This window comes from Nostoc sp. (assembly GCF_036917315.1).
Classification (GTDB): Bacteria; Cyanobacteriota; Cyanobacteriia; order Cyanobacteriales; family Nostocaceae; genus Nostoc.
This window is the reverse complement of the sequence record NZ_JBALDR010000002.1, coordinates 308,925-326,723: the sequence shown is the minus strand read 5'-3', so window position 1 is coordinate 326,723 and position 17,799 is coordinate 308,925. Positions and strand designations below refer to the sequence as shown.

Annotated in this window: 18 protein-coding genes; 4 read left to right on the top strand and 14 right to left on the bottom strand. The window is 42.6% G+C overall.

Annotated elements, in window-relative coordinates; all coding sequences use genetic code 11:
- Positions 1 to 115 precede the first annotated feature (115 nt).
- The 4 genes from V7K84_RS02125 to V7K84_RS02110 all read right to left on the bottom strand — a co-directional run bounded on the left by V7K84_RS02125 (position 116) and on the right by V7K84_RS02110 (position 4,773).
- Entirely contained in the window at positions 116 to 1,066 is a 951-nt protein-coding gene (locus tag V7K84_RS02125; RefSeq protein ID WP_334835926.1) for a hypothetical protein, read from the bottom strand.
- Positions 1,047 to 1,940 (bottom strand): hypothetical protein, encoded by an 894-nt coding sequence (locus V7K84_RS02120; protein ID WP_334835923.1) that lies wholly within the window; start codon positions 1,938 to 1,940, stop codon positions 1,047 to 1,049. Before V7K84_RS02120 ends, V7K84_RS02125 begins: the two co-directional genes overlap by 20 nt.
- Before the next feature lie 427 nt (positions 1,941 to 2,367).
- Positions 2,368 to 3,351 carry a hypothetical protein gene (locus tag V7K84_RS02115; RefSeq protein WP_334835921.1) on the bottom strand — a complete coding sequence of 328 codons (984 nt, stop codon included), beginning with the start codon at positions 3,349 to 3,351 and terminating at the stop codon, positions 2,368 to 2,370.
- A gap of 6 nt (positions 3,352 to 3,357) precedes the next feature.
- Positions 3,358 to 4,773 carry an amidohydrolase gene (locus tag V7K84_RS02110; RefSeq protein ID WP_334835919.1) on the bottom strand — a complete coding sequence of 472 codons (1,416 nt, stop codon included), beginning with the start codon at positions 4,771 to 4,773 and terminating at the stop codon, positions 3,358 to 3,360.
- An 81-nt stretch (positions 4,774 to 4,854) separates the two neighbouring features.
- Here V7K84_RS02110 and V7K84_RS02105 point away from each other — a divergent pair, with 81 nt between their 5' ends.
- Together V7K84_RS02105 and V7K84_RS02100 are read left to right on the top strand one after the other, a co-directional pair.
- Positions 4,855 to 5,634 carry a cysteine hydrolase family protein gene (locus V7K84_RS02105; protein ID WP_334835917.1) on the top strand — a complete coding sequence of 260 codons (780 nt, stop codon included), beginning with the start codon at positions 4,855 to 4,857 and terminating at the stop codon, positions 5,632 to 5,634.
- Positions 5,635 to 5,749: 115 nt separating this feature from the next.
- A complete protein-coding gene (locus tag V7K84_RS02100) occupies positions 5,750 to 6,205 on the top strand; it encodes a cupin domain-containing protein (protein WP_194042486.1) in 456 nt (151 codons plus the stop codon).
- A 147-nt stretch (positions 6,206 to 6,352) separates the two neighbouring features.
- Here the strand turns inward: V7K84_RS02100 and V7K84_RS02095 are convergent, their stop codons facing one another.
- On the bottom strand, positions 6,353 to 7,447 hold the full coding sequence (locus V7K84_RS02095; RefSeq protein WP_334835915.1) for a 2-aminoethylphosphonate aminotransferase: 1,095 nt from the start codon (positions 7,445 to 7,447) through the stop codon (positions 6,353 to 6,355).
- Positions 7,448 to 7,517: 70 nt separating this feature from the next.
- Positions 7,518 to 8,717 (bottom strand): phosphonopyruvate decarboxylase, encoded by a 1,200-nt coding sequence (gene aepY / locus V7K84_RS02090; RefSeq protein ID WP_334835913.1) that lies wholly within the window; start codon positions 8,715 to 8,717, stop codon positions 7,518 to 7,520.
- Between the two features lie 43 nt (positions 8,718 to 8,760).
- Here aepY and V7K84_RS02085 point away from each other — a divergent pair, with 43 nt between their 5' ends.
- Positions 8,761 to 9,087 carry a hypothetical protein gene (locus V7K84_RS02085; protein ID WP_334835910.1) on the top strand — a complete coding sequence of 109 codons (327 nt, stop codon included), beginning with the start codon at positions 8,761 to 8,763 and terminating at the stop codon, positions 9,085 to 9,087.
- 197 nt (positions 9,088 to 9,284) lie between these two features.
- Here V7K84_RS02085 and aepX read toward each other — a convergent pair whose 3' ends face one another.
- From aepX to V7K84_RS02050, 7 genes are all read right to left on the bottom strand, one after another.
- A complete protein-coding gene (gene aepX, locus V7K84_RS02080) occupies positions 9,285 to 10,940 on the bottom strand; it encodes a phosphoenolpyruvate mutase (protein WP_334835908.1) in 1,656 nt (551 codons plus the stop codon).
- 481 nt (positions 10,941 to 11,421) lie between these two features.
- Positions 11,422 to 12,177: a phosphocholine cytidylyltransferase family protein gene (locus tag V7K84_RS02075; protein ID WP_334835905.1), complete on the bottom strand. Its 756-nt coding sequence runs from the start codon at positions 12,175 to 12,177 to the stop codon at positions 11,422 to 11,424.
- A gap of 350 nt (positions 12,178 to 12,527) precedes the next feature.
- Positions 12,528 to 12,752 carry a hypothetical protein gene (locus V7K84_RS02070; protein WP_334835903.1) on the bottom strand — a complete coding sequence of 75 codons (225 nt, stop codon included), beginning with the start codon at positions 12,750 to 12,752 and terminating at the stop codon, positions 12,528 to 12,530.
- 8 nt (positions 12,753 to 12,760) lie between these two features.
- Positions 12,761 to 14,419: an alpha/beta hydrolase gene (locus V7K84_RS02065; protein ID WP_334835901.1), complete on the bottom strand. Its 1,659-nt coding sequence runs from the start codon at positions 14,417 to 14,419 to the stop codon at positions 12,761 to 12,763.
- A 13-nt stretch (positions 14,420 to 14,432) separates the two neighbouring features.
- On the bottom strand, positions 14,433 to 15,164 hold the full coding sequence (locus V7K84_RS02060; RefSeq protein ID WP_334835899.1) for a 2OG-Fe(II) oxygenase: 732 nt from the start codon (positions 15,162 to 15,164) through the stop codon (positions 14,433 to 14,435).
- A gap of 47 nt (positions 15,165 to 15,211) precedes the next feature.
- The gene (locus V7K84_RS02055) at positions 15,212 to 15,817 is read right to left on the bottom strand and encodes a CDP-alcohol phosphatidyltransferase family protein (protein WP_334835897.1); all 606 of its coding nucleotides are present in this window, start codon (positions 15,815 to 15,817) and stop codon (positions 15,212 to 15,214) included.
- A gap of 78 nt (positions 15,818 to 15,895) precedes the next feature.
- The gene (locus V7K84_RS02050; RefSeq protein ID WP_334835894.1) at positions 15,896 to 16,750 is read right to left on the bottom strand and encodes an MBL fold metallo-hydrolase; all 855 of its coding nucleotides are present in this window, start codon (positions 16,748 to 16,750) and stop codon (positions 15,896 to 15,898) included.
- Between V7K84_RS02050 and V7K84_RS02045 the strand changes: the two genes are divergently transcribed.
- On the top strand, positions 16,736 to 16,888 hold the full coding sequence (locus V7K84_RS02045; RefSeq protein WP_334835892.1) for a hypothetical protein: 153 nt from the start codon (positions 16,736 to 16,738) through the stop codon (positions 16,886 to 16,888). The two genes, V7K84_RS02050 and V7K84_RS02045, sit on opposite strands and share 15 nt — an antisense overlap.
- Before the next feature lie 36 nt (positions 16,889 to 16,924).
- Here the strand turns inward: V7K84_RS02045 and V7K84_RS02040 are convergent, their stop codons facing one another.
- Entirely contained in the window at positions 16,925 to 17,734 is an 810-nt protein-coding gene (locus V7K84_RS02040) for an SDR family NAD(P)-dependent oxidoreductase (RefSeq protein ID WP_334835890.1), read from the bottom strand.
- Between the last annotated feature and the right edge of the window lie 65 nt (positions 17,735 to 17,799).

The following is a 17,799-nucleotide window of genomic DNA, read 5'->3' as shown; positions in this document are numbered from 1 at the left end:
GTTGTGCGTAGCCGTAGCCCCTCGTAGACATCGCTCAAATACCCAATTATTTTAAAATGTTCAACAAATGCAGTGTTAGCTTGTGCCACTACTTAATAATAGTCACCAAACCTGACTAGAATAAGTACTTACTGTACTTAATGTAGTGGAAGAGACTTCTTATTGATGAGATAGTTGTCAGTATTTTGCCAATAGCTGCGGTTGAACTTAGTTCCCATCGCTCCATAGATTTGGCTTCCATGCTATGACCTGCCATATTACGAATAGATCCGATTGCTTGTGAGATATCACGTTGTTTAGTGTTAATGAAACTATAAGCAGTTCCCAAATCATCCCTGTAAGCATACAAAACGTTGTTGGCTAATTCTGAAATGCCAGACTTTGCTCCGATTTTTTTTATGTCAATAGTTCCAATTTCAACAGAAAGCCTTCTCAAAATATCCTCGTAAGCTCTTCCCGAACATTCGATAGCACTTCTTGGGTTATCTTGATAAGTAAGAAGACTAGCTACCAATTCCTCAAGTTCACTGTGGGTAAGCCATTGGAAGACCTCATCACCAAGGACTCTGTTTAAGTAAAGTCTTACTCCTACATCATCTAGCAAATCTCTAGAAAAATCTTCTGTTAGCTCTTTTACCTCTAATTCATACTCTTTGATGATTAAAGATCCTTTAGCATCAATTAAATTGCAGGTCTTAGCCCACAGACTTAGCAACTCGAAAATTGCTTTAATATCCTTATTAAAAGAGTAAAAAGAACTTAGCCTCCTAGCTGATACTTCGAGGCTATCTCCCATCGCTAAGTGACGAAGAAAAAGAATAAAAGGCTCCCATGCTTGAAGCCACTTTCTAAATACAGCAATCTTCAACTCGTCAGAAGGTTTAGCAGTAAGCAACTCAGAGCATTGCTTGACCGTGGCAAAATAACCATTATCTTGGTTGTCTATCATTCTAAGTAAGCAAGCCGCATCAACTGCACTTTTGACATAGGGCTTGCTTTTTCCTGTATATTTTTCTAAAGAGTCTAGGTTGGCTTTACTATAGGAACTACGAATTACTATATCCATCACTAGACTCACTGATACTTTGTGAGCAGGTAGTTGATAAGTCAGATTCTCGATCATCGTCAAAAATTCCGTGAGTAGCTTTGAAGAATGTAATGATTTTGCTGGTATCCCATTCACTCATATCAACATTAATGGAAATAGTCGTCGGTATAACACTCAGTGTTGTGCCCTGTAACGACGGTAGCTCGACATGAGATTTAGATTCAGCAGCAGGTGTCTGGCTGACCGATGGATAATCCTTGAAAACGGACGTAGAATCACTCACATCTATTTGTTCAGAATCAATACTTGAAGACTGTTCTTCTAAGGTTGAATCAGATTTATCAGAATTACACGCTGCATCAATTAAAGATTTCGCATTTTGATTCCATTCAATACGCGATGGCTGTCCTTTCCTACCAGTTATGAATTTACCAAGTCCCGTCAACGAGATGAGTTTACCAAAGGCAACAACTCCATCCTCACGGTTACTCCCAGAAGAACCATAGTTATGTTTCCACCAATAATCTTTTATAGCTTCTGTTTCTGTAGTGGATAAATCACCAGTTTGAGAAATACTTTCAAGGTAATGACCATAGGGCGTATAGCTAAGAAAGAATTTAAGAAAAAGTTCTTCTTTACGTTTGTTATCTTTTTCAATAGCAAACTCTTTTCCAGCAGGGCTAAATATTAGTTGATTTTCTAAAATGCCTAATATTTCAAGAGTTTTTCGAGAAGTTTCAAAGTTTGATTTGTTGTATATCTCCTTAATAGCCTTCTCATTGTCTGGTTTTCTTTTGATAGCTTCAATAAGCTGGAGAATATCTTGATCATCGGTCTTGTATGGTAGTGTAACATTAGATACCTTTTCTGGTGTATCTTCGATACTAGGCATTTTTGTTTTGCTCGATAAAATTATATACGGAATCTTAGCCAATAAAAAGCAACTGTGTCAATACTAGTCGCCCGTATATCAAAAATTAACCTTAGCCTAAAATGATTGTGAATCAAGCTTTTCAGAGATATAAAACTTCTCATACAGAATAAGAAGAAATATTAATTTACTTTTTAGCCCCTAAAAGCTTTCTTTCACAGTATTCTTGAACAAACTCTCATACAACCAATTTGTATTATTTCCGACATACCGCTTCATTTTGCCTTTAACTTTTGAGGAGAGGAATAATGATTATAGAAAAGATGGATGTTTGCTCGGCAAGGTCAAAATACTCTCCTAATCAATAACTTAGTAGCCTAGCGTGAAGTTAAGCGGAGGCAAGCAACCTTGACACAGAGAGCTTGTGTTCGTCTGCTCTAACATTGTGTTAAGTGTCGGAAACTCGCATATCTAGCTGAACCTGGGTATCATCTCTAGCGATTTTGCTTGGGTGAAAGCTCTCTCTATCTGAAGTGGGCAGGGCTTTGTATGTTTGTAGCACTGCATCAATAGGCACAGTGGATATAATACTTAGCCCAGCAACAGGTGATTTCACAGCACTGATCTTTCCTTTTAAAAGTCGTAATGCAACACTAGGCAAATTTGGTGTAACAAGTAGCAACGGATCTGGATTTTCCCATCTGATTCGCCTAGTACTTTGCTTCTTGGCTTTACTTGAGGAGTTATCCAACAACTGAATATACATCCCCGATGAGTCAACAGATTCAAATTCAGTACGTATCTTTTTCATCGCTTCAGCTAAACTATGAGCTAGTTTTTGGTCACTATTTGTCGCAGCCATATAAAAGGGATATGTCCAAGGAATTCCATATTTTAGTAAATCGATCTGCTTGTCATGCTTCTGCTCGACTAGTTTTCTTATAAATTTAGGAATGACTAAAGAACAAGCCCATTCTGAAGAATCAAAATTTGACAAAGATGGTAATGATTTACTGGGTGGATAAAGTTCATCTGTAATTTGGGAGTAAAGACAATAGAGAGGAAACAAGCGGTAATGACGTGCAAAATTTAGCAGCAGGCGACGTTGCTCACCTGAACGATAGTTAAGAGAACGACAAGTCAAATTAGCTGGATTCACAACTTTTGCTTGCACTAATAAGGATAACCAAGCACCAGGCTCACCTATGCACCATAACCAGTCAGCACCACTTTGCGATCCTTCTTCTCTACGACTGAATTTCTTAGTCAGGATAAAATCGCTGTGCTTTAGTGCAATTGTTATTAAGTTGATATCAGTGATACTTTCTTCAAGGATGCTTAAACGAGATGACAGACTACCTTTAATAATGTTGTTTGTCCAAACTGTACGTTCTTGAAATGTTCCATATAAATCCCGAACCGATAATTTCATGCTTACTTATTTCTTTGTATTTGACAACCCCATAACCGTGCGATAATGAAGCTCAATTTGCGCGACGGCTTCAGACTTGCGTTTTGTCTCCCACTGACTGCGGTTAAATAATTCTTGTCGCAATTCATCAGCATTAATTGTTGTCACTTTGCCATCGGCAACAATTTGCTTGCCATTCACCCAAACACTATCAACAACATTACTAGGACGACCTAAAACTAGCAAACCAATGGGATCTGTACGGGGTAACAATGATAAATTGGTGAGGTCATAAAGTACTAAATCGGCTTGTTTACCTACAGTTAAAGAACCGAGTTTTTCTGCTATATTCAGTCCCTTTGTACCTCCCAAAGATGCCATTTCTACTGCTTGTCTGGGTGTAATCCAGTGTTGATAATCTGAGTCTGTAATATTATGTAAAATAGAACCAATTTTGATAGCTTCTAACAAATCTTGGGAGTCATTACTAGAAGCACCATCGCAACCAAAAGTTACATTTACTCCAGCTTGGCGATATTTTAAAATTGGGGCGATGCCACTGCCTAAACGCAGATTACTTAATGGGTTATGAACAACTGTAGATTGAGTTTCGGCAAGGATGGCGATATCAGCATCATTTAACCAAACACAATGAGCAAGAGAAGTTTTATTGCTCAAATATCCGATTCTTTTCAAATGTTCTACAGCAGTACAACCATACTTTTCTTCGGCGAGTTTTTCCTGTGCTTTGGTTTCGAGTAAATGGGAGTGACGACAAAGATTGTAGCGATCGCTTAACTCAGTACATCCTTCAAATAAAGCATCAGTACACAATTGAATCCCCGTTGGTGCAACTAAAATATTTACACCCTCATCTGGGCGATGAAATTGTCTTACCGCCTCTTCAATGATTTCCAATGTTGCCGCAGTTGAACGAAAATAAGGTTCATGAGTTTGGGTTGATTCCCCGGATGGAATACCTGCGGAGAGGGATTCATCTTGAATTAAGGGGGCGATAAAGGCGCGAATTCCCACTTCCCTGTAAGCGCGAGTTGCAATGGCGATCGTTTCTAACTCAAGTCCGGGAATTAACACCAGATGATCTACTACACTCGTCCCGCCGGAAAGTAATGTTTCCACCGCAGTACCCAAGGCGCTGAGATAAACCTGTTCGGGATCGAGGGGGGCAAAATCATACAGTTCCGCCAACCATAATTCTAAAGGAAATATTGACATAATTCCTCGCTGCCACATCTCTGATGAGTGGGTGTGGGCGTTGAAAAAGCCAGGTAGCAATAGCTTATTTTTGCCATCGATAACAGTGCCAATTACTTGTAGATTGGTGGCAATGGCGGCAATTTTATCATCTACAATCTGTACATCTACCGTTGCATAATCATCACTGACGGCAATCAAAACATTCTGGATAGTGAAATTTACCATATTTAACCTTGATTAAGTAATTGTATTTTGACTTGAATTTCAAGTTACAAAATAGAAAATGGTGTTGGGTATTGGAATTTTATGAATTTACCATTACGGACATTGGGAGTTGCCCCAAATGCGTGGACAGTGAATGATGCGATCGCAGATATCACTCGTCCTCAAAAGACTCCACAACCCGTTATCTTATCAACAGAAACTAAAACCCTGCGCCTAGACTTGGCAAAGACTGCTATCCTCGTCATTGATATGCAAAACGACTTCTGTCACCCTGATGGTTGGTTAGCGCATATCGGTGTAGACGTAACTCCAGCGCGTCAGCCTATTGAACCTTTGAACAACTTACTTCCCGAACTGCGTGAGGTTGGCGTTCCAGTCATTTGGATAAATTGGGGTAATCGTCCCGACTTGCTCAATATTAGTGCTAGTTCGCGCCACGTCTATAATCCCACAGGGGAAGGTGTGGGATTGGGCGATCCACTACCAAGCAATGGTGCTAGAGTACTCATGGCAGGTAGTTGGGCTGCGGCAGTAGTAGACGAGCTAGAACAGATACCCGAAGATATTCGTGTGGATAAATACCGCATGAGTGGGTTTTGGGATACACCATTAGATAGTATCTTGCGGAATTTGGGAAGGACAACATTATTTTTTGCTGGTGTTAATGCCGATCAATGTGTGCTAACTACCTTATGTGATGCCAACTTCTTAGGATATGACTGCGTATTGGTTAAAGACTGCACCGCCACAACTTCTCCTGAATATTGTTGGCAGGCGACGTTGTATAATGTCAAACAATGCTTCGGTTTTGTCACTGACTCGCAAGAAATTTTAACAGCGCTGCAAAATGGTGAGGAGTGAGGAGTTAGGAATAATTAGTGATTTTGTGATTTAGAGATACAGTTAACAACTTAATATTCAAGACTTGGATTTTAGGAATTTTCATGCCCATCGATAACTCAGAGGGGATAAATAAATGTACGCTACTCGTTGTGTAATTCCGGTTATCAAATCTAGCAAAGATTACCAAGTATATCGCATCAGTCCCGACGCCTCTAATCGATTAGCAATTATCTTCGATTCGACAAATGCTAATACTTCTTTGACTTGCTGCATAGAAATTTTTGATGTTGGTGGACAAACACCCCCAAATCGCCATCAGTGGGCAGTGGAAATGTTTTTCGTCCTCAAAGGAGAAGCGATCGCTATATGTGATGGCAAGAGTGCCACGATCAAAGCTGGAGATAGTTTATTAGTGCCTCCCACTGGTACTCATTTGATTAAAAATACTGGTTCTACTCGCTTGTACACGTTGACTGTGATGATTCCCAATGAAGACTTTTCGGAATTGATTCGCAGTGGGATTCCGGCGGAGTTAGATGAAGAAGATATGGCAGTAATAGGGAGATTTGATGCTTTGATGCCTTGTTAAATTGAAGGAGGCAGGAGGCAGGAGGCAGGAGGCAGGGGGCAGGAGGCAGGTGGTCACTGAGCGTAGTCGAAGTGAGGCAGGAGGAGCAAATTAATCATCTAGAGATTCGTTCTTCGTTCCCATAAATAGCATGGGAACGAGAGAATATTATGAATTACCAATGATTTGTTTAACAACGCCAACAAAGCGTTCCATGTCGGCTTGGGTAATGGCTCCCATTGTTGATACTCTGAAGATTGATTGAGCTAAATTTCCCTGTCCAGAATAAATTATATAGTCTTGTGCTTTCAGTTGATCGTGAAATTCTTCATAGCTGAAACCATCTGGTAAGTAATAGGCATTCAAGACAACGGATGAACTGCCAAGAGAAAGCAGGGGTTTAATTCCGATTGAGGCTAACCCATCTCTGACTAAGCTGGCAAGTTGGTTGTAATGTTTGTGTCTGGCACGCCAACCTCCTGCTTCTGCCATTTCTTGCAAAGCTTCTGTTAGGGCATAAAATGTCTGTACTGATTGCGTAAAAGGTGTGCCACCTCGGTCTTGTTGCTGGCAATAGGTTCCTAAATCTAAATATAAGGTGCGAGGGATGGTGTCTACTGACGGCAGTGCATCCCGTTGCAGGATGACAAAGGATACTCCAGGGACACCATGCAGACATTTATTCGCTGTCGCAGCGCAAGCGGTGATTCCCCAATCTGCAAAATTTAATTCCTCAGCACCAAAGCTGCTGACTGCATCTACTAATAGTTTGATGCGGCGTTCTTGGCAAATTGGCGCAAGTTCCGCCAATTTATTTAAGCGGCCGGTAGTAGTTTCGTGATGGACGACAGCAAGGTGGGTGATATCGGTGTTTTCATCCAGGAGTTTGACTAAAGCCTTGATATCTATTTCGCCATCCCAAGGATGGGAAAGTGTGATGTAATCAATGCCGTGAATTTTGGCGATTTTGGATAGCCGTTCGCCATATACACCGTTTTCAATTACTAGTAATCTCCCGTTTGTGGGTACTAGACTGCTGATCATCGCTTCCATCGCGGCGGTACCAGAACCGGTAAGGAGAACTGCTGCCCAGCCATCGCTTTCAAGACCATAAACTTGAAGTAGCTGTTCGCGGATTCTGCTTTGAAGTTGGGAAAATTCCACCTCACGATGACACAAATCGGGACGCAACAGGGCATTTCTGACGCGATCGCTCAAATTGACGGGGCCGGGATTTAGTAAAATCATTTTGTCATTTGTCATTTGTCATTTGTCATTTGTCATTTGTCATTTGTCATTAATAAATGAAGAGTTTGTACCTTGAATTTATTAACTACGAATTAGGAATTGCAAGGTCAGAACCAATATGTTTCATAAAGCGTTGTAAAACTGCTTCCGGGGTGAGATTGGGTCTGGGTAGCTTTTCTAAAGTTCCGGGACGGATTTTTAAATGAGCGAATTTAGGTCTAGTGTTAGCATCTGCGGTAAATAAGGCATCTAAAAGGGCGGGATCATCTCCGGCTAATGTCACGCCGTAACCGCACGCTTCGGCAATCTTGGCAAAAGATATACCCGCAGAAACAGTGGCTTGTGCGCCTGTGGAATCGTGGACTTCATTATCTAAAAGAATATGGGTCAAGTTAGCACCGCCATAAGTGCCGATGGTAGCAAAATTACCCATTCGCATTAATGCTGCCCCATCGCCATCAATTACTACTACCTTGAGGTCTGGACGTGCTAAGGATAATCCCAATCCCATTGAGGAAGCGCAACCCATCGAGCCGACCATGTAAAGATGATTGGCGCTGTCTTTACTAGCGAAGAGTTCGCGTCCCGTGTATCCGGTGGTGGCAATTACTACAGTGTTTTCTGGATTGGTAAGTTCCACAATCCGAGCCAATGCTTCGCTGCGAGAAATGCGTTGTTCTTTGCGATCGCGAAAAAAGCTTTGCTGAATATGAGCGCTAGCACTATTTTCTCGTTCGGGGATAGAAGAACGGGTGAGTGCATGGGGGGCGTTGGCGTAGCCCATCGAAGATATCGCTCCTTTACGCATAATTAAAGCATAAGGACGGCGCTCTTGTTGCATATAATCTGTGGCTCTTTGCAGAACGGGTTCTATTTCTGCTGCATCTGTGGGAAAAAATTCCCAAGGTATAGTCATTGTTTGCAGCAATTTATCTGTAATTTGCCCCATTAATTCATGTTGCGGTTCGTCTTGCAATAGGCGATCGCCTCGCAAGGTACAAATCAGCAGCAGTGGAATCCGAAAGATATAAGTGAGGGAGGTTAGCGGGTTAACTGCATTCCCCAAACCAGAATTTTGCATCATCACCACTGCGGGTTTACCAGCAATTGCGGCTCCAGCAGCGATCGCTACAGCATCTCCCTCATTGGCTGCGGAGATATATTTAAGTTGAACGTCATTGATGACGTAGTTAATAAAAGGCGTGAGAAAAGAACAAGGTACGCCAGTGTACCACCCAAAGCCAAGATTACGCGCAGCTTCTACAAATTCCTCTGCCTGAATCATAATTAAAAATTTACAGCAATTTTCAGGGATTTAGACGATTAAGATGGGGAGTGGGAAATTGGGATTAGGGAGAAAAGATTATTACTTCGACTTCAGAAAGCCAAACTTCAGCTTCAGAACTCAAAACTTTAACCTTAAAGCTTCGTCGATGAACCTCAAAGCTTCGTTAATGAACCTCAAAACTTCGTTAATGAACCTCAAAGCTTCGCCGATGAACCTCAGAGCTTCGTCGATGAACCTCAGAGCTTCGTTAATGAACCTCAAAGCTTCGTCGATGAACCTCAGAGCTTCGTCGATGAGCCTCAAAGCTTCGTCGATGAGCCTCAGAGCTTTGTCGATGAACCTCAGAGGTTGTTTGAAAAGTAGTTAGCTGTGATTTTAGGTGCTTGTTGATCCCCCCTAACCCCCCTTAAAAAGGGGGGAACCGGAATTAAAGTCCCCCTTTTTAAGGGGGATTTAGGGGGATCTAGAACGTTTTGCTACCAACAAGAGGACTTTTCAAACATTTTCTCAGAGCTTCGTTGATGAACCTCAGAGTTCAAAATTTTATTTCCACCTCCCCACTCCCTATTGTTTTAATTGAAAAGCAAGGTCAAGATCGTCTAAAGAATTAACATCTAACCAGTTACCGCGAATATAAAGTACCTTGATCGGTTTGCCTTGCTCGATTAAATAATTGCATAATTCTGGCAAACCCAAACTGTTGAATTCCGGTCGTTTTTGTAATTCATTCAGTGCTTCACTAACCCACTCTCTACCTTGACTCCGCAAGCGCAACATCCCAATCCAGCGGCCGCTAGACTTTCCTAATTGCGTTTGTGTGGTTTTAGAAATGTTCAACAGGTTGACATCCTGTCCAAACAGAGAAAGATCGTCTGGAATTGAGCAATAGGCGTAATCAGGTGAACCGCTAACAGATTTGCTGTTGGCTACAGAATCAACCACAGCCACAATTTCTCCGGGACATTCTAATAAATCTCGCAAGATGTAGCTTCTAAATAGTAAATCGCCGTAAAGCACCAGCATTTCTTCGCTAAAACTGGCTTGAGCTACGGCTAAGGATGCTAATTCTCCCGTTGTTTCATAATCTGGGTTGCAGATGACTTTAGTCCCCGGAACATTGATGGTTTCTGCTTTGTAACCGGCGACAACGGTAATATCATTGATGGCAAGTTTCTTGAATTTATCCACCAATAACCTGAGTAAAGGTTTACCTCCAAGGGGTAACATGACTTTTGGTTTATCTTGCGTCAACCCTGCTAATTCTTGTCCTCTGCTAGCAGCCAAAACGATCGCTTGGGTATGTTGTCGTCCGTTGTTAAAGTAGCGTTTTTCAGCTTCTTGGAGTTCATCCGCCCCTTGTAGTCGGAAGATTTCTTTTACGGGAGCAATATCATCTTCAATGTTGATTAAAGTTTCGCTGGCTTTCACTTCACGTGCGATCGCTTGCATACTAGCAACAGCAGATCGAATCAGATGGTTTGCCCAGATGACCAAATTAACTTCAGCTTTGCGAAAAACATCAGTAGGCGTGCTGTAATATTTAGTCGGTATAAACACTAACGGGGAACGACCCGCCCATTCTTTAGCAAAAGCTAGCACTTGATCGGGGCGCGATGATTTACTGTGAATCAAGATCGCGGTTGCTCCGGCGGCGTGGTAAGCTTCAGCCCGACGCAATGCCTCCGAAAGATCCCAGCCGGCGATCAAAGCTTCGAGTCGGGCGACGATGCAAAAATCTGGATCTGTCTGACTATCTTTACCCGCTTTAATTTTGCCGCAGAATTCATCAATTTCAGCCAAAGGTTGGCGACTACCGTTGATAAAGCTATTGGTTTTGGGAAAAAGCTTATCTTCAATACAGACTCCAGCAATACCTCGCTGTTCTAACTTCTTAACTAGGCGACGCATATTATTAAAGTTGCCATAGCCAGTATCACCATCTAATAAAATCGGAATGCTAGTAACATCAGACATAAACTCAAGCATTTCTACAACTTGAGTCCAACTGGCTTCATTATTATCTCGAACGCCATATTGAGCCGAAAGGGCTAATCCACTCGCCCAAATTCCTTTAAATCCAGCCTCTTCCACAATCCGGGCGCTAATCCCATTGTGAGCTTCCATGATGAAGTCGAGTTGAGGCGATTCTAGTAATAACCGCAATTGGGCACACTTATTTAATTTTGCAGAGGTATCATTGGGTGCAAGTATTTGATGCATTTATTCTGCTTTTTTCAACCTATATAATATTGCGGTTCTCAATTACATGGAATACAGACCTCACCTAACCCTCTCCTCAGAGGCTACGGTGTACACACAAGTCTGAAATAGCTAGATTAACCAGGGTTTTACCCCACCCTAACCCTCCCCGTATGTATTGGGGAGGGAACTAGATTTTATTGTTTCCCCCCTTCACAAGCTACGGTGTACACACATCTTTCTAGAAAACCAAAATCGTCGTAGATCCCCCTAAATCCCCCTTAAAAAGGGGGACTTTGAGAGCTTTTTGCCCCCCCTTTTTAAGGGGGGTTGGGGGGATCAAAAGGCTGTGGTGCAACTCTAGAAGACTTGTGTGTACACCGTAGCCTTCACAAGGGGGGATTAAGGGGGGTAATTCGACTTCTGTGTACACGGTAGCCTTTTAGGAGAGAGGTAAAACTGTAATGTATCCAAACCAAAACTACTATAAATAAAGATATTTTCAGACATTTTCTGCTACTTCTATCTGAGGTAAAATCTCGTTTTGGGCGCGTTGAATATCTTGGGGAAAATCGATTTCAAGCCAAGGTAATCCAGTGATGTCTTCGTAGCCAAATGTTTCTGGAGTTTCTAAGAGCAGATCCCGAATTACTTCTTCATAAGGTTCATTATCGCGTCCATCTGCAACATACTGTTCTGTGCGAATCGCAAGACGGCAAGCAACAGCACTTCCAAAACGAAAGAATCCCACTGACTCACCGGCAAAATCGTAAGCTAAACCAGGAGCTACTTGTTTACGAAACTCCACTAGATAATTATCTCTAACACAAAGCTTCACGGGTTCATCTCCCGGTTCAAAATCCCGATCTAATAAAAAGCTGTTGGGGATATTTGTCTTTACCAATCGTTCGATGATGCGGCGATCGCACAATACATCTGCATCCATTAATAATATGTCATCGCCAGCAACTAAATGCTGACGTACAGTCCAAAGGCTGATCGTACTGCCTTTGGTGTAGTCAGGATTATAAATTGTACTGACCCAACTTTCGGCTCCTAATGCTTTGATTTCATCCTGAATTCTTTGTGCTTGATAACCCACAGCAATCACTACTTCATCAATTTGGTAATGACGGAGATAGTCAAAATGCCGCTCTAGTAGAGATTTGCCGTTAAATTTCAGTAAGCATTTGGGTTGGATTTGCCCGTCTTTACCTAAGCGTCGTCCAACGCCAGCAGCTAAGATAATTGCCTTCATCGTCAAGTCACCAACACTAGCTTAGACACCAGTAAATCTGAAAATTTTCCCAGTATTTTATAATGACTGTTTTTGGCTCAAGACAATATTTGTTAATTAATTCTTAACATGGAGGCAGTGTTTCGACTACGCTCAACAACCGGGCAGGAGGCAGGTGGTCACTTAGCGTAGTCGTTGGCGCAGCGTCTCGTAGAGAAGTGAGGCAGGAGGGATGTAAGATGGTGGTGCTAAGAGCGAAATGCTTGGCGAAAACCAAAATAAGCGATGTCTACGACGGTCACTGAGCGCAGCCGTACCACTTCGTGGAAGCAAGCTACGCGCAGCGTCTCGTAGAGAAATGCGGGCTACGCCTACGCATCTTTCATATTCGAGATAAAACGTTTTAGCATACCCATGCGGGTGTCGGTGACGTACTCCAAAGTCAAGACAATGCGCTGTTCGTTGTCACCTAAAGGAGTAACTCTGTGGTAAAGTTTGTCACCATTGAATAAGACTAGAGTACCAGGAGTTAAGGAGAGCGATCGCATTTCCATCTCCCGTTCTAGAATATCTTTGCAAAGTTCATCTAGCTTCAAAAGGATTATTAAAACGCTTGTTGTAGTTGTTTAGATGTCAGCGATTTAATCAAACTTAACGGTAGTGGTTGCTGACTAATTGTATTAACATAATCTGTACTCAAATAGGAAAGGTAAGTTGGCTGTTGAGCAACATAGGTTTCAAAAAAGGAAACACTCAAAGTTTTAACATAACGACGTGCCAAAGCCGGACTTGAACCGATTACCCGTGTAGAAACAGGTATGGTTGAATTTGGTGATTCTGCAATAGTAGAAAAGTGTGTACCGCCCTTGATAAGTGCTAAAAATTTATTTGGAGTTGTTAACCAAGTGAAAGGCTGAATTTGTTCTATTAAAGCCGGAGCAACAGTATCAGAACTGCCAGATACAATCATCACGGGAATTTTTATTTGGCTGAGGCTAGCTTGACCAAAAATACTGCTATCAACTGGATTAATTGCAATTGCTGCTTTTATTCTTACATCAGATAAGTTGTATTTATCCTTTGGTAATTTTACTGCTAAACACTGAAGTAAAAGCGAAATATTTAACGTATCTTCCAAAGCTGGACAGTCAACTTCCAATTGCTCAAAATTAATCTTTGCACCTGCTAATGCTAATGCTGTATACCCACCAAATGATTGTCCTATTATACCAATTTTCTCTAAATTTAAACGCCCCTGAAATGCTGGATTAGACTTTGATAAACGAGTTAATTCGTCTAGTAAAAACTTAATATCTAAAGGTCTGTCAATAAGTTCTCTAGGATTGGTCACTCTATGTGCTGTACCTGATAATAATGCTTGCAGTTGTTTTGAATTACTGCCAGGATGTTCTGGAACAGCAACTACAAAACCATAAGAAGCCAGATGTTCGGCTAGATAAGCAAAACTTGTTCTGTCAGAACCAAGCCCGTGCGAGATGACAATTATCGAACGAGGAGTTTGAGCAATTGGAAGGTAAATATCGACTGGAAAAATTCGCTTACGCGAGAGGTCATTAAGTGTGATAGTTTGCTTTAAGAAACGAGAAGTTCCGGTTTTTCCTAAATCCATCAATGGAACGATATTAAGTGTAGAAGCAGTAGTTGTCTTTGGTTGGGATTGTTGGTTAATAAGTGCTACTGCTTTTTGAGTTTGATTGACTAAATTCTGCAATGTTTCTGCAATTGCCAAACTCTGGTCTAAATTAATTGAAATTGCGTTCGCAGGAAACTTGTGTAATACATTTAAAAGCGTAAAATCTTTTCGATCTGCGGCTGACAAAATCAATGCTGCACGAATTGCATAAAAGCCTGACAATCTAGATTCTGTCTGAAGAACTTTTCCCAATTTTTTTAATAATTCTTCACCAATTGGTGTATAAAGAAACTGCGAAATTTCTATTTCATTTAAAGGAATAGGAGTTAGTAAAACTTTTCGCAGTTGAGTTAGTTCTTTTTTACTTACATACTGTGTATATCCAGCCAAATCCTCGTCTACTTTGCCTGTTCTAGCATAAGTTTCGAGCGAACTAATTGGAATAGACCTTTCTAAAAGACCGTAATTAAATTTTATGCGCTCTGCACCTAAAGCGGGGTAAGCAGTTAGTGTAGGTAGCAACCCGATACTAAAAATTCTCAAAGCCAATTTCAGCGAAACAGTTTGGAGAGCAAGAAAATAAGGATGGCTGCGAACTTTTGATAGCATGGCTATACTAATATCAATAACGAAGGGAATAATTAGAGCGAAACACTTGGCGAAAACCAAAATAGGCGATCGCGTCTTTCATATTCGAGACAAAACGTTTTAGCATACCCATGCGGGTGTCGGTGACGTACTCCAAAGTCAAGACAATGCGCTGTTCGTTGTCGCCCAAAGGAGTAACTCTGTGGTAAAGTTTGTCACCATTGAATAAGACTAGAGTACCAGGGGTTAAGGAGAGCGATCGCGTTTGTGTCTCCCGTTCTGGAATATCTTTGTAGAGTTGATATTCCAACTTACTGGATGAATTATCAACCAAACCAAGCAACACTGTATAGCGTTTACCGTGATAGTAAGAAGTATCGTAATGATACTGGATATGGTCTCCAGGCTCAGTGTAATAGTACAGCGCGTAAGTATGGGGATCGGTATCAGGACAGGGAAGGAGTTTTTCTGCGGTAATTTTGTTCAGGAACTCGAAAAAGGCACTGAGTTGATAAAACTCTCCGAAAATCGGAGCAAGGCTATCTAAGCTATAGCGGCTGATACTACCGCCCTTTTTATGATTGGGAATATAGTTGCGGTTGATAGCAGGTTGCAAAGTTGGCAACAGCGCCAAGAACTTCTCAATGATGGAGTTGGGGACAAAGTTCTCCACTACCAAAAATTCATTTTGAGCTTGAAACTCAACTTGAAGTTTCTGGTAATCAACGGCTGCTATAGCTTTATCAATTTCAGTTTGAAGCTCCATTGATGTCCATTGATAATTATTTATTTATTCTCTCACTGCTTCCTTATCTAGTTTGATTCAGATTGCGGGAGTGTCCAAAATTGCCAAATTACCCATATAGCAAAGGTTGGCGCACCAATTGTCGCTGCGATTAATAACGGCTCTAGTCCATTCAGCAAGGGAACTATGGGAAACAAATACAGCACGTCTTCAATGTCAAAGCCGGCGAAATTTGGTTGACGGCTGGCGTCTTTACCTAAACGTTGTTCCATTTGGTTTCGCAAATGAAAGATGCAAGCTACAGACACGCCAGATACTATCCCCATCACCAACGCCCACCAACCAAATTTTCCTTCCCTAAGACCATATCCAATACACACAAACAATAGAATATGGATGATGGCGTCACTAACAAGGTCATATTGATGTCCCCATTTGCTGCTTTTCCCACTCAAACGGGCTAATTCACCGTCTGTATGATCGAGAAAGTTAGATAAAGCAAATAGCCATGCCCCAATGTTAACCCAAATGGTATCACCAACTGCGAGGGCGACAGCCGCCACTAACCCTGTCACAAGTCTTACTGTGGTGAGATGATTAGGGTTTACCCAACTGTCTTTTAGAGGTCGAACTAGCCAGTAAGCAAGTTGAGCATCCCAAGGCTTTGCGATCATAGATGAACTCGGATTTAATGTGGTCTTTGAATATCTTTAACACTGCAAATTACCACATCCATCTAAAGTTATAAATTTTTATTGATGAACTTTCTCGTTTTGAACGTTAGATTGGTCAGCGAATGCTTTTAACTCGACAGCATCATGACTACAGAACAGGCGTACACTCTTATTGCGATCGCTTGATAATGCGCGTAGCCGATCTTGATTGAGCAACCGAGCCTGACGATCCACTTCCATCATCCATTGGTAGGCGCGCAAACCTGGCGTGCAGCTTTTTTTGGCTGAGTCCATCTCGTGCCGATAAAAATAGGCATCACCTGCGTGGAGAAGCCAACCCTCTGGTGTATCAATAGCGATACCAGCATGACCCCGTGTGTGACCAACAAGCGGGATGAAGAGAATCTCCGGCGGTAGCCCGTCGAGGTTACGTACTGCTTCAAAACCGAACCAAGGTTCGCCTCCCGCCGAATAGTACTTCCAGTGCTTAACCTCATCCCATTGTTCTGGACGATAGCGGCGTCTAGCGATGAAGCCGCGCCGATCCTGGGCGGTTTCTATCTCAGTCTGCATTACGTGTACGGTTGCTTCCGGGAAATCTTCCAGACCACCGGCATGATCGAAATCGAGGTGGGTAAGCACTATATGACGCACATCCCGCGCGGAAAATCCCAACTTTTCAACTCGATCGACTGCTGTGTATTTTTTATCGAACTGGATGCCATTGAAATGAATGAAGAACGGGCTGAGACGGGAGTAAGGCGAGTTGATATCGCGCAGTCCGAAGCCAGTATCAATCAGAACAAGTCCCTGCTCTGTCTCGATCAGCAGACAGTGGCAGACGAGGTGAGCCTTCGGGCCGCGACTGAAGCCATCGAAGAGGGCGCCACCAATCGGGCACATACAGCCGCAATTGAGATGATGAATTTGCATGAATCCTCCGTTACGACTTTGACAGTCAAAGTGAGTAGGGGCGCACAGCTGTGCGCCCCTACAGATGTGCAAATAATTTGGGATAATTTATTTTTTGTCAGTCCGTTAGCCCAGGCGATCGCACCCCGCTTAAAATGAGTCCTAACTGACCATATTCGCTTGATTAGGTGTAAATTAGTTGTTGCCTGACCCCGGCTCACTGAGCTTGCGATGCTGTTCAGCATTGACGGTATCAGGTAAAACCTTGCTCGCAGTGGCCTGAAGCTTCGTTTTGAGGGAACCGGCGATGATGTCATCTTTGCCTGCCATCAAAGCTTCAAAACCCTGCTTGGCGACCTCAGCCGGATCGTCCTTTCGATCGCTACCCACTTTTGTGTCGTCCATACCCGCGCGGTGGAAAAAGTTGGTATCGGTGGGCCCCGGCATGAGGGCGGTGACGGTAACGCCTGTGTCCTTCAATTCGTTGCGTAGTCCCTCGGAAAAGGAATGCACAAAGGCCTTGGAGGCGGCGTAGACTGTCTCGAACGGGCCGGGCATCAAGGCCGCAATCGACGATGTGAATAGGATTCGACCCTTGCCAAGCTCAACCATATCCTTTACCACGCGTTTGGCAAGATGTACAGACGACACGACATTTAGATCGATCAGATTGAGTTCGTCCTTTAGGTCGGTTTCACGGGCGAAATCACCACCGACACCAACACCTGCGTTGATGGCGATCGCATCTACTGGTCGCCCAGTCGCCTTAATCTGGTTGTAGAGTGTCTCAACACCGTCATAGCTAGCGAGATCGGCCTGCACCGTTTCAACTTTAGCACCCAGCCCCTCAAAAGCTTGAGCCGCTTCGTCAATGCTCGATCCGGTGGCTGTAACTAGGAGATCGAAGCCGTTTTGGGCAAACTGTTTTGCGAGTTCATAACCGATGCCGTTAGAGGCACCTGTCACCACAGCCAGGGGTCGGGTCAATGAACTGTTCATAACCATCTAAAATTCCTATGTAACTGCTCCACACTCGCTGGCGATGGTTTCATCGCTACCAAATAATTGCG

What these genes read in the sequence shown, in the direction of transcription:
- V7K84_RS02125 (WP_334835926.1), bottom strand. Translation starts at nt 1,066, where the DNA reads ATGGATATAGTAATTCGTAGTTCCTATAGTAAAGCCAACCTAGACTCT.
- V7K84_RS02120 (WP_334835923.1), bottom strand. Translation starts at nt 1,940, where the DNA reads ATGCCTAGTATCGAAGATACACCAGAAAAGGTATCTAATGTTACACTA.
- V7K84_RS02115 (WP_334835921.1), bottom strand. Translation starts at nt 3,351, where the DNA reads ATGAAATTATCGGTTCGGGATTTATATGGAACATTTCAAGAACGTACA.
- V7K84_RS02110 (WP_334835919.1), bottom strand. Translation starts at nt 4,773, where the DNA reads ATGGTAAATTTCACTATCCAGAATGTTTTGATTGCCGTCAGTGATGAT.
- V7K84_RS02105 (WP_334835917.1), top strand. Translation starts at nt 4,855, where the DNA reads ATGAATTTACCATTACGGACATTGGGAGTTGCCCCAAATGCGTGGACA.
- V7K84_RS02100 (WP_194042486.1), top strand. Translation starts at nt 5,750, where the DNA reads ATGTACGCTACTCGTTGTGTAATTCCGGTTATCAAATCTAGCAAAGAT.
- V7K84_RS02095 (WP_334835915.1), bottom strand. Translation starts at nt 7,447, where the DNA reads ATGACAAATGACAAAATGATTTTACTAAATCCCGGCCCCGTCAATTTG.
- aepY (WP_334835913.1), bottom strand. Translation starts at nt 8,717, where the DNA reads ATGATTCAGGCAGAGGAATTTGTAGAAGCTGCGCGTAATCTTGGCTTT.
- V7K84_RS02085 (WP_334835910.1), top strand. Translation starts at nt 8,761, where the DNA reads ATGGGGAGTGGGAAATTGGGATTAGGGAGAAAAGATTATTACTTCGAC.
- aepX (WP_334835908.1), bottom strand. Translation starts at nt 10,940, where the DNA reads ATGCATCAAATACTTGCACCCAATGATACCTCTGCAAAATTAAATAAG.
- V7K84_RS02075 (WP_334835905.1), bottom strand. Translation starts at nt 12,177, where the DNA reads ATGAAGGCAATTATCTTAGCTGCTGGCGTTGGACGACGCTTAGGTAAA.
- V7K84_RS02065 (WP_334835901.1), bottom strand. Translation starts at nt 14,419, where the DNA reads ATGCTATCAAAAGTTCGCAGCCATCCTTATTTTCTTGCTCTCCAAACT.
- V7K84_RS02060 (WP_334835899.1), bottom strand. Translation starts at nt 15,164, where the DNA reads ATGGAGCTTCAAACTGAAATTGATAAAGCTATAGCAGCCGTTGATTAC.
- V7K84_RS02055 (WP_334835897.1), bottom strand. Translation starts at nt 15,817, where the DNA reads ATGATCGCAAAGCCTTGGGATGCTCAACTTGCTTACTGGCTAGTTCGA.
- V7K84_RS02045 (WP_334835892.1), top strand. Translation starts at nt 16,736, where the DNA reads ATGATGAATTTGCATGAATCCTCCGTTACGACTTTGACAGTCAAAGTG.
- V7K84_RS02050 (WP_334835894.1), bottom strand. Translation starts at nt 16,750, where the DNA reads ATGCAAATTCATCATCTCAATTGCGGCTGTATGTGCCCGATTGGTGGC.
- V7K84_RS02040 (WP_334835890.1), bottom strand. Translation starts at nt 17,734, where the DNA reads ATGGTTATGAACAGTTCATTGACCCGACCCCTGGCTGTGGTGACAGGT.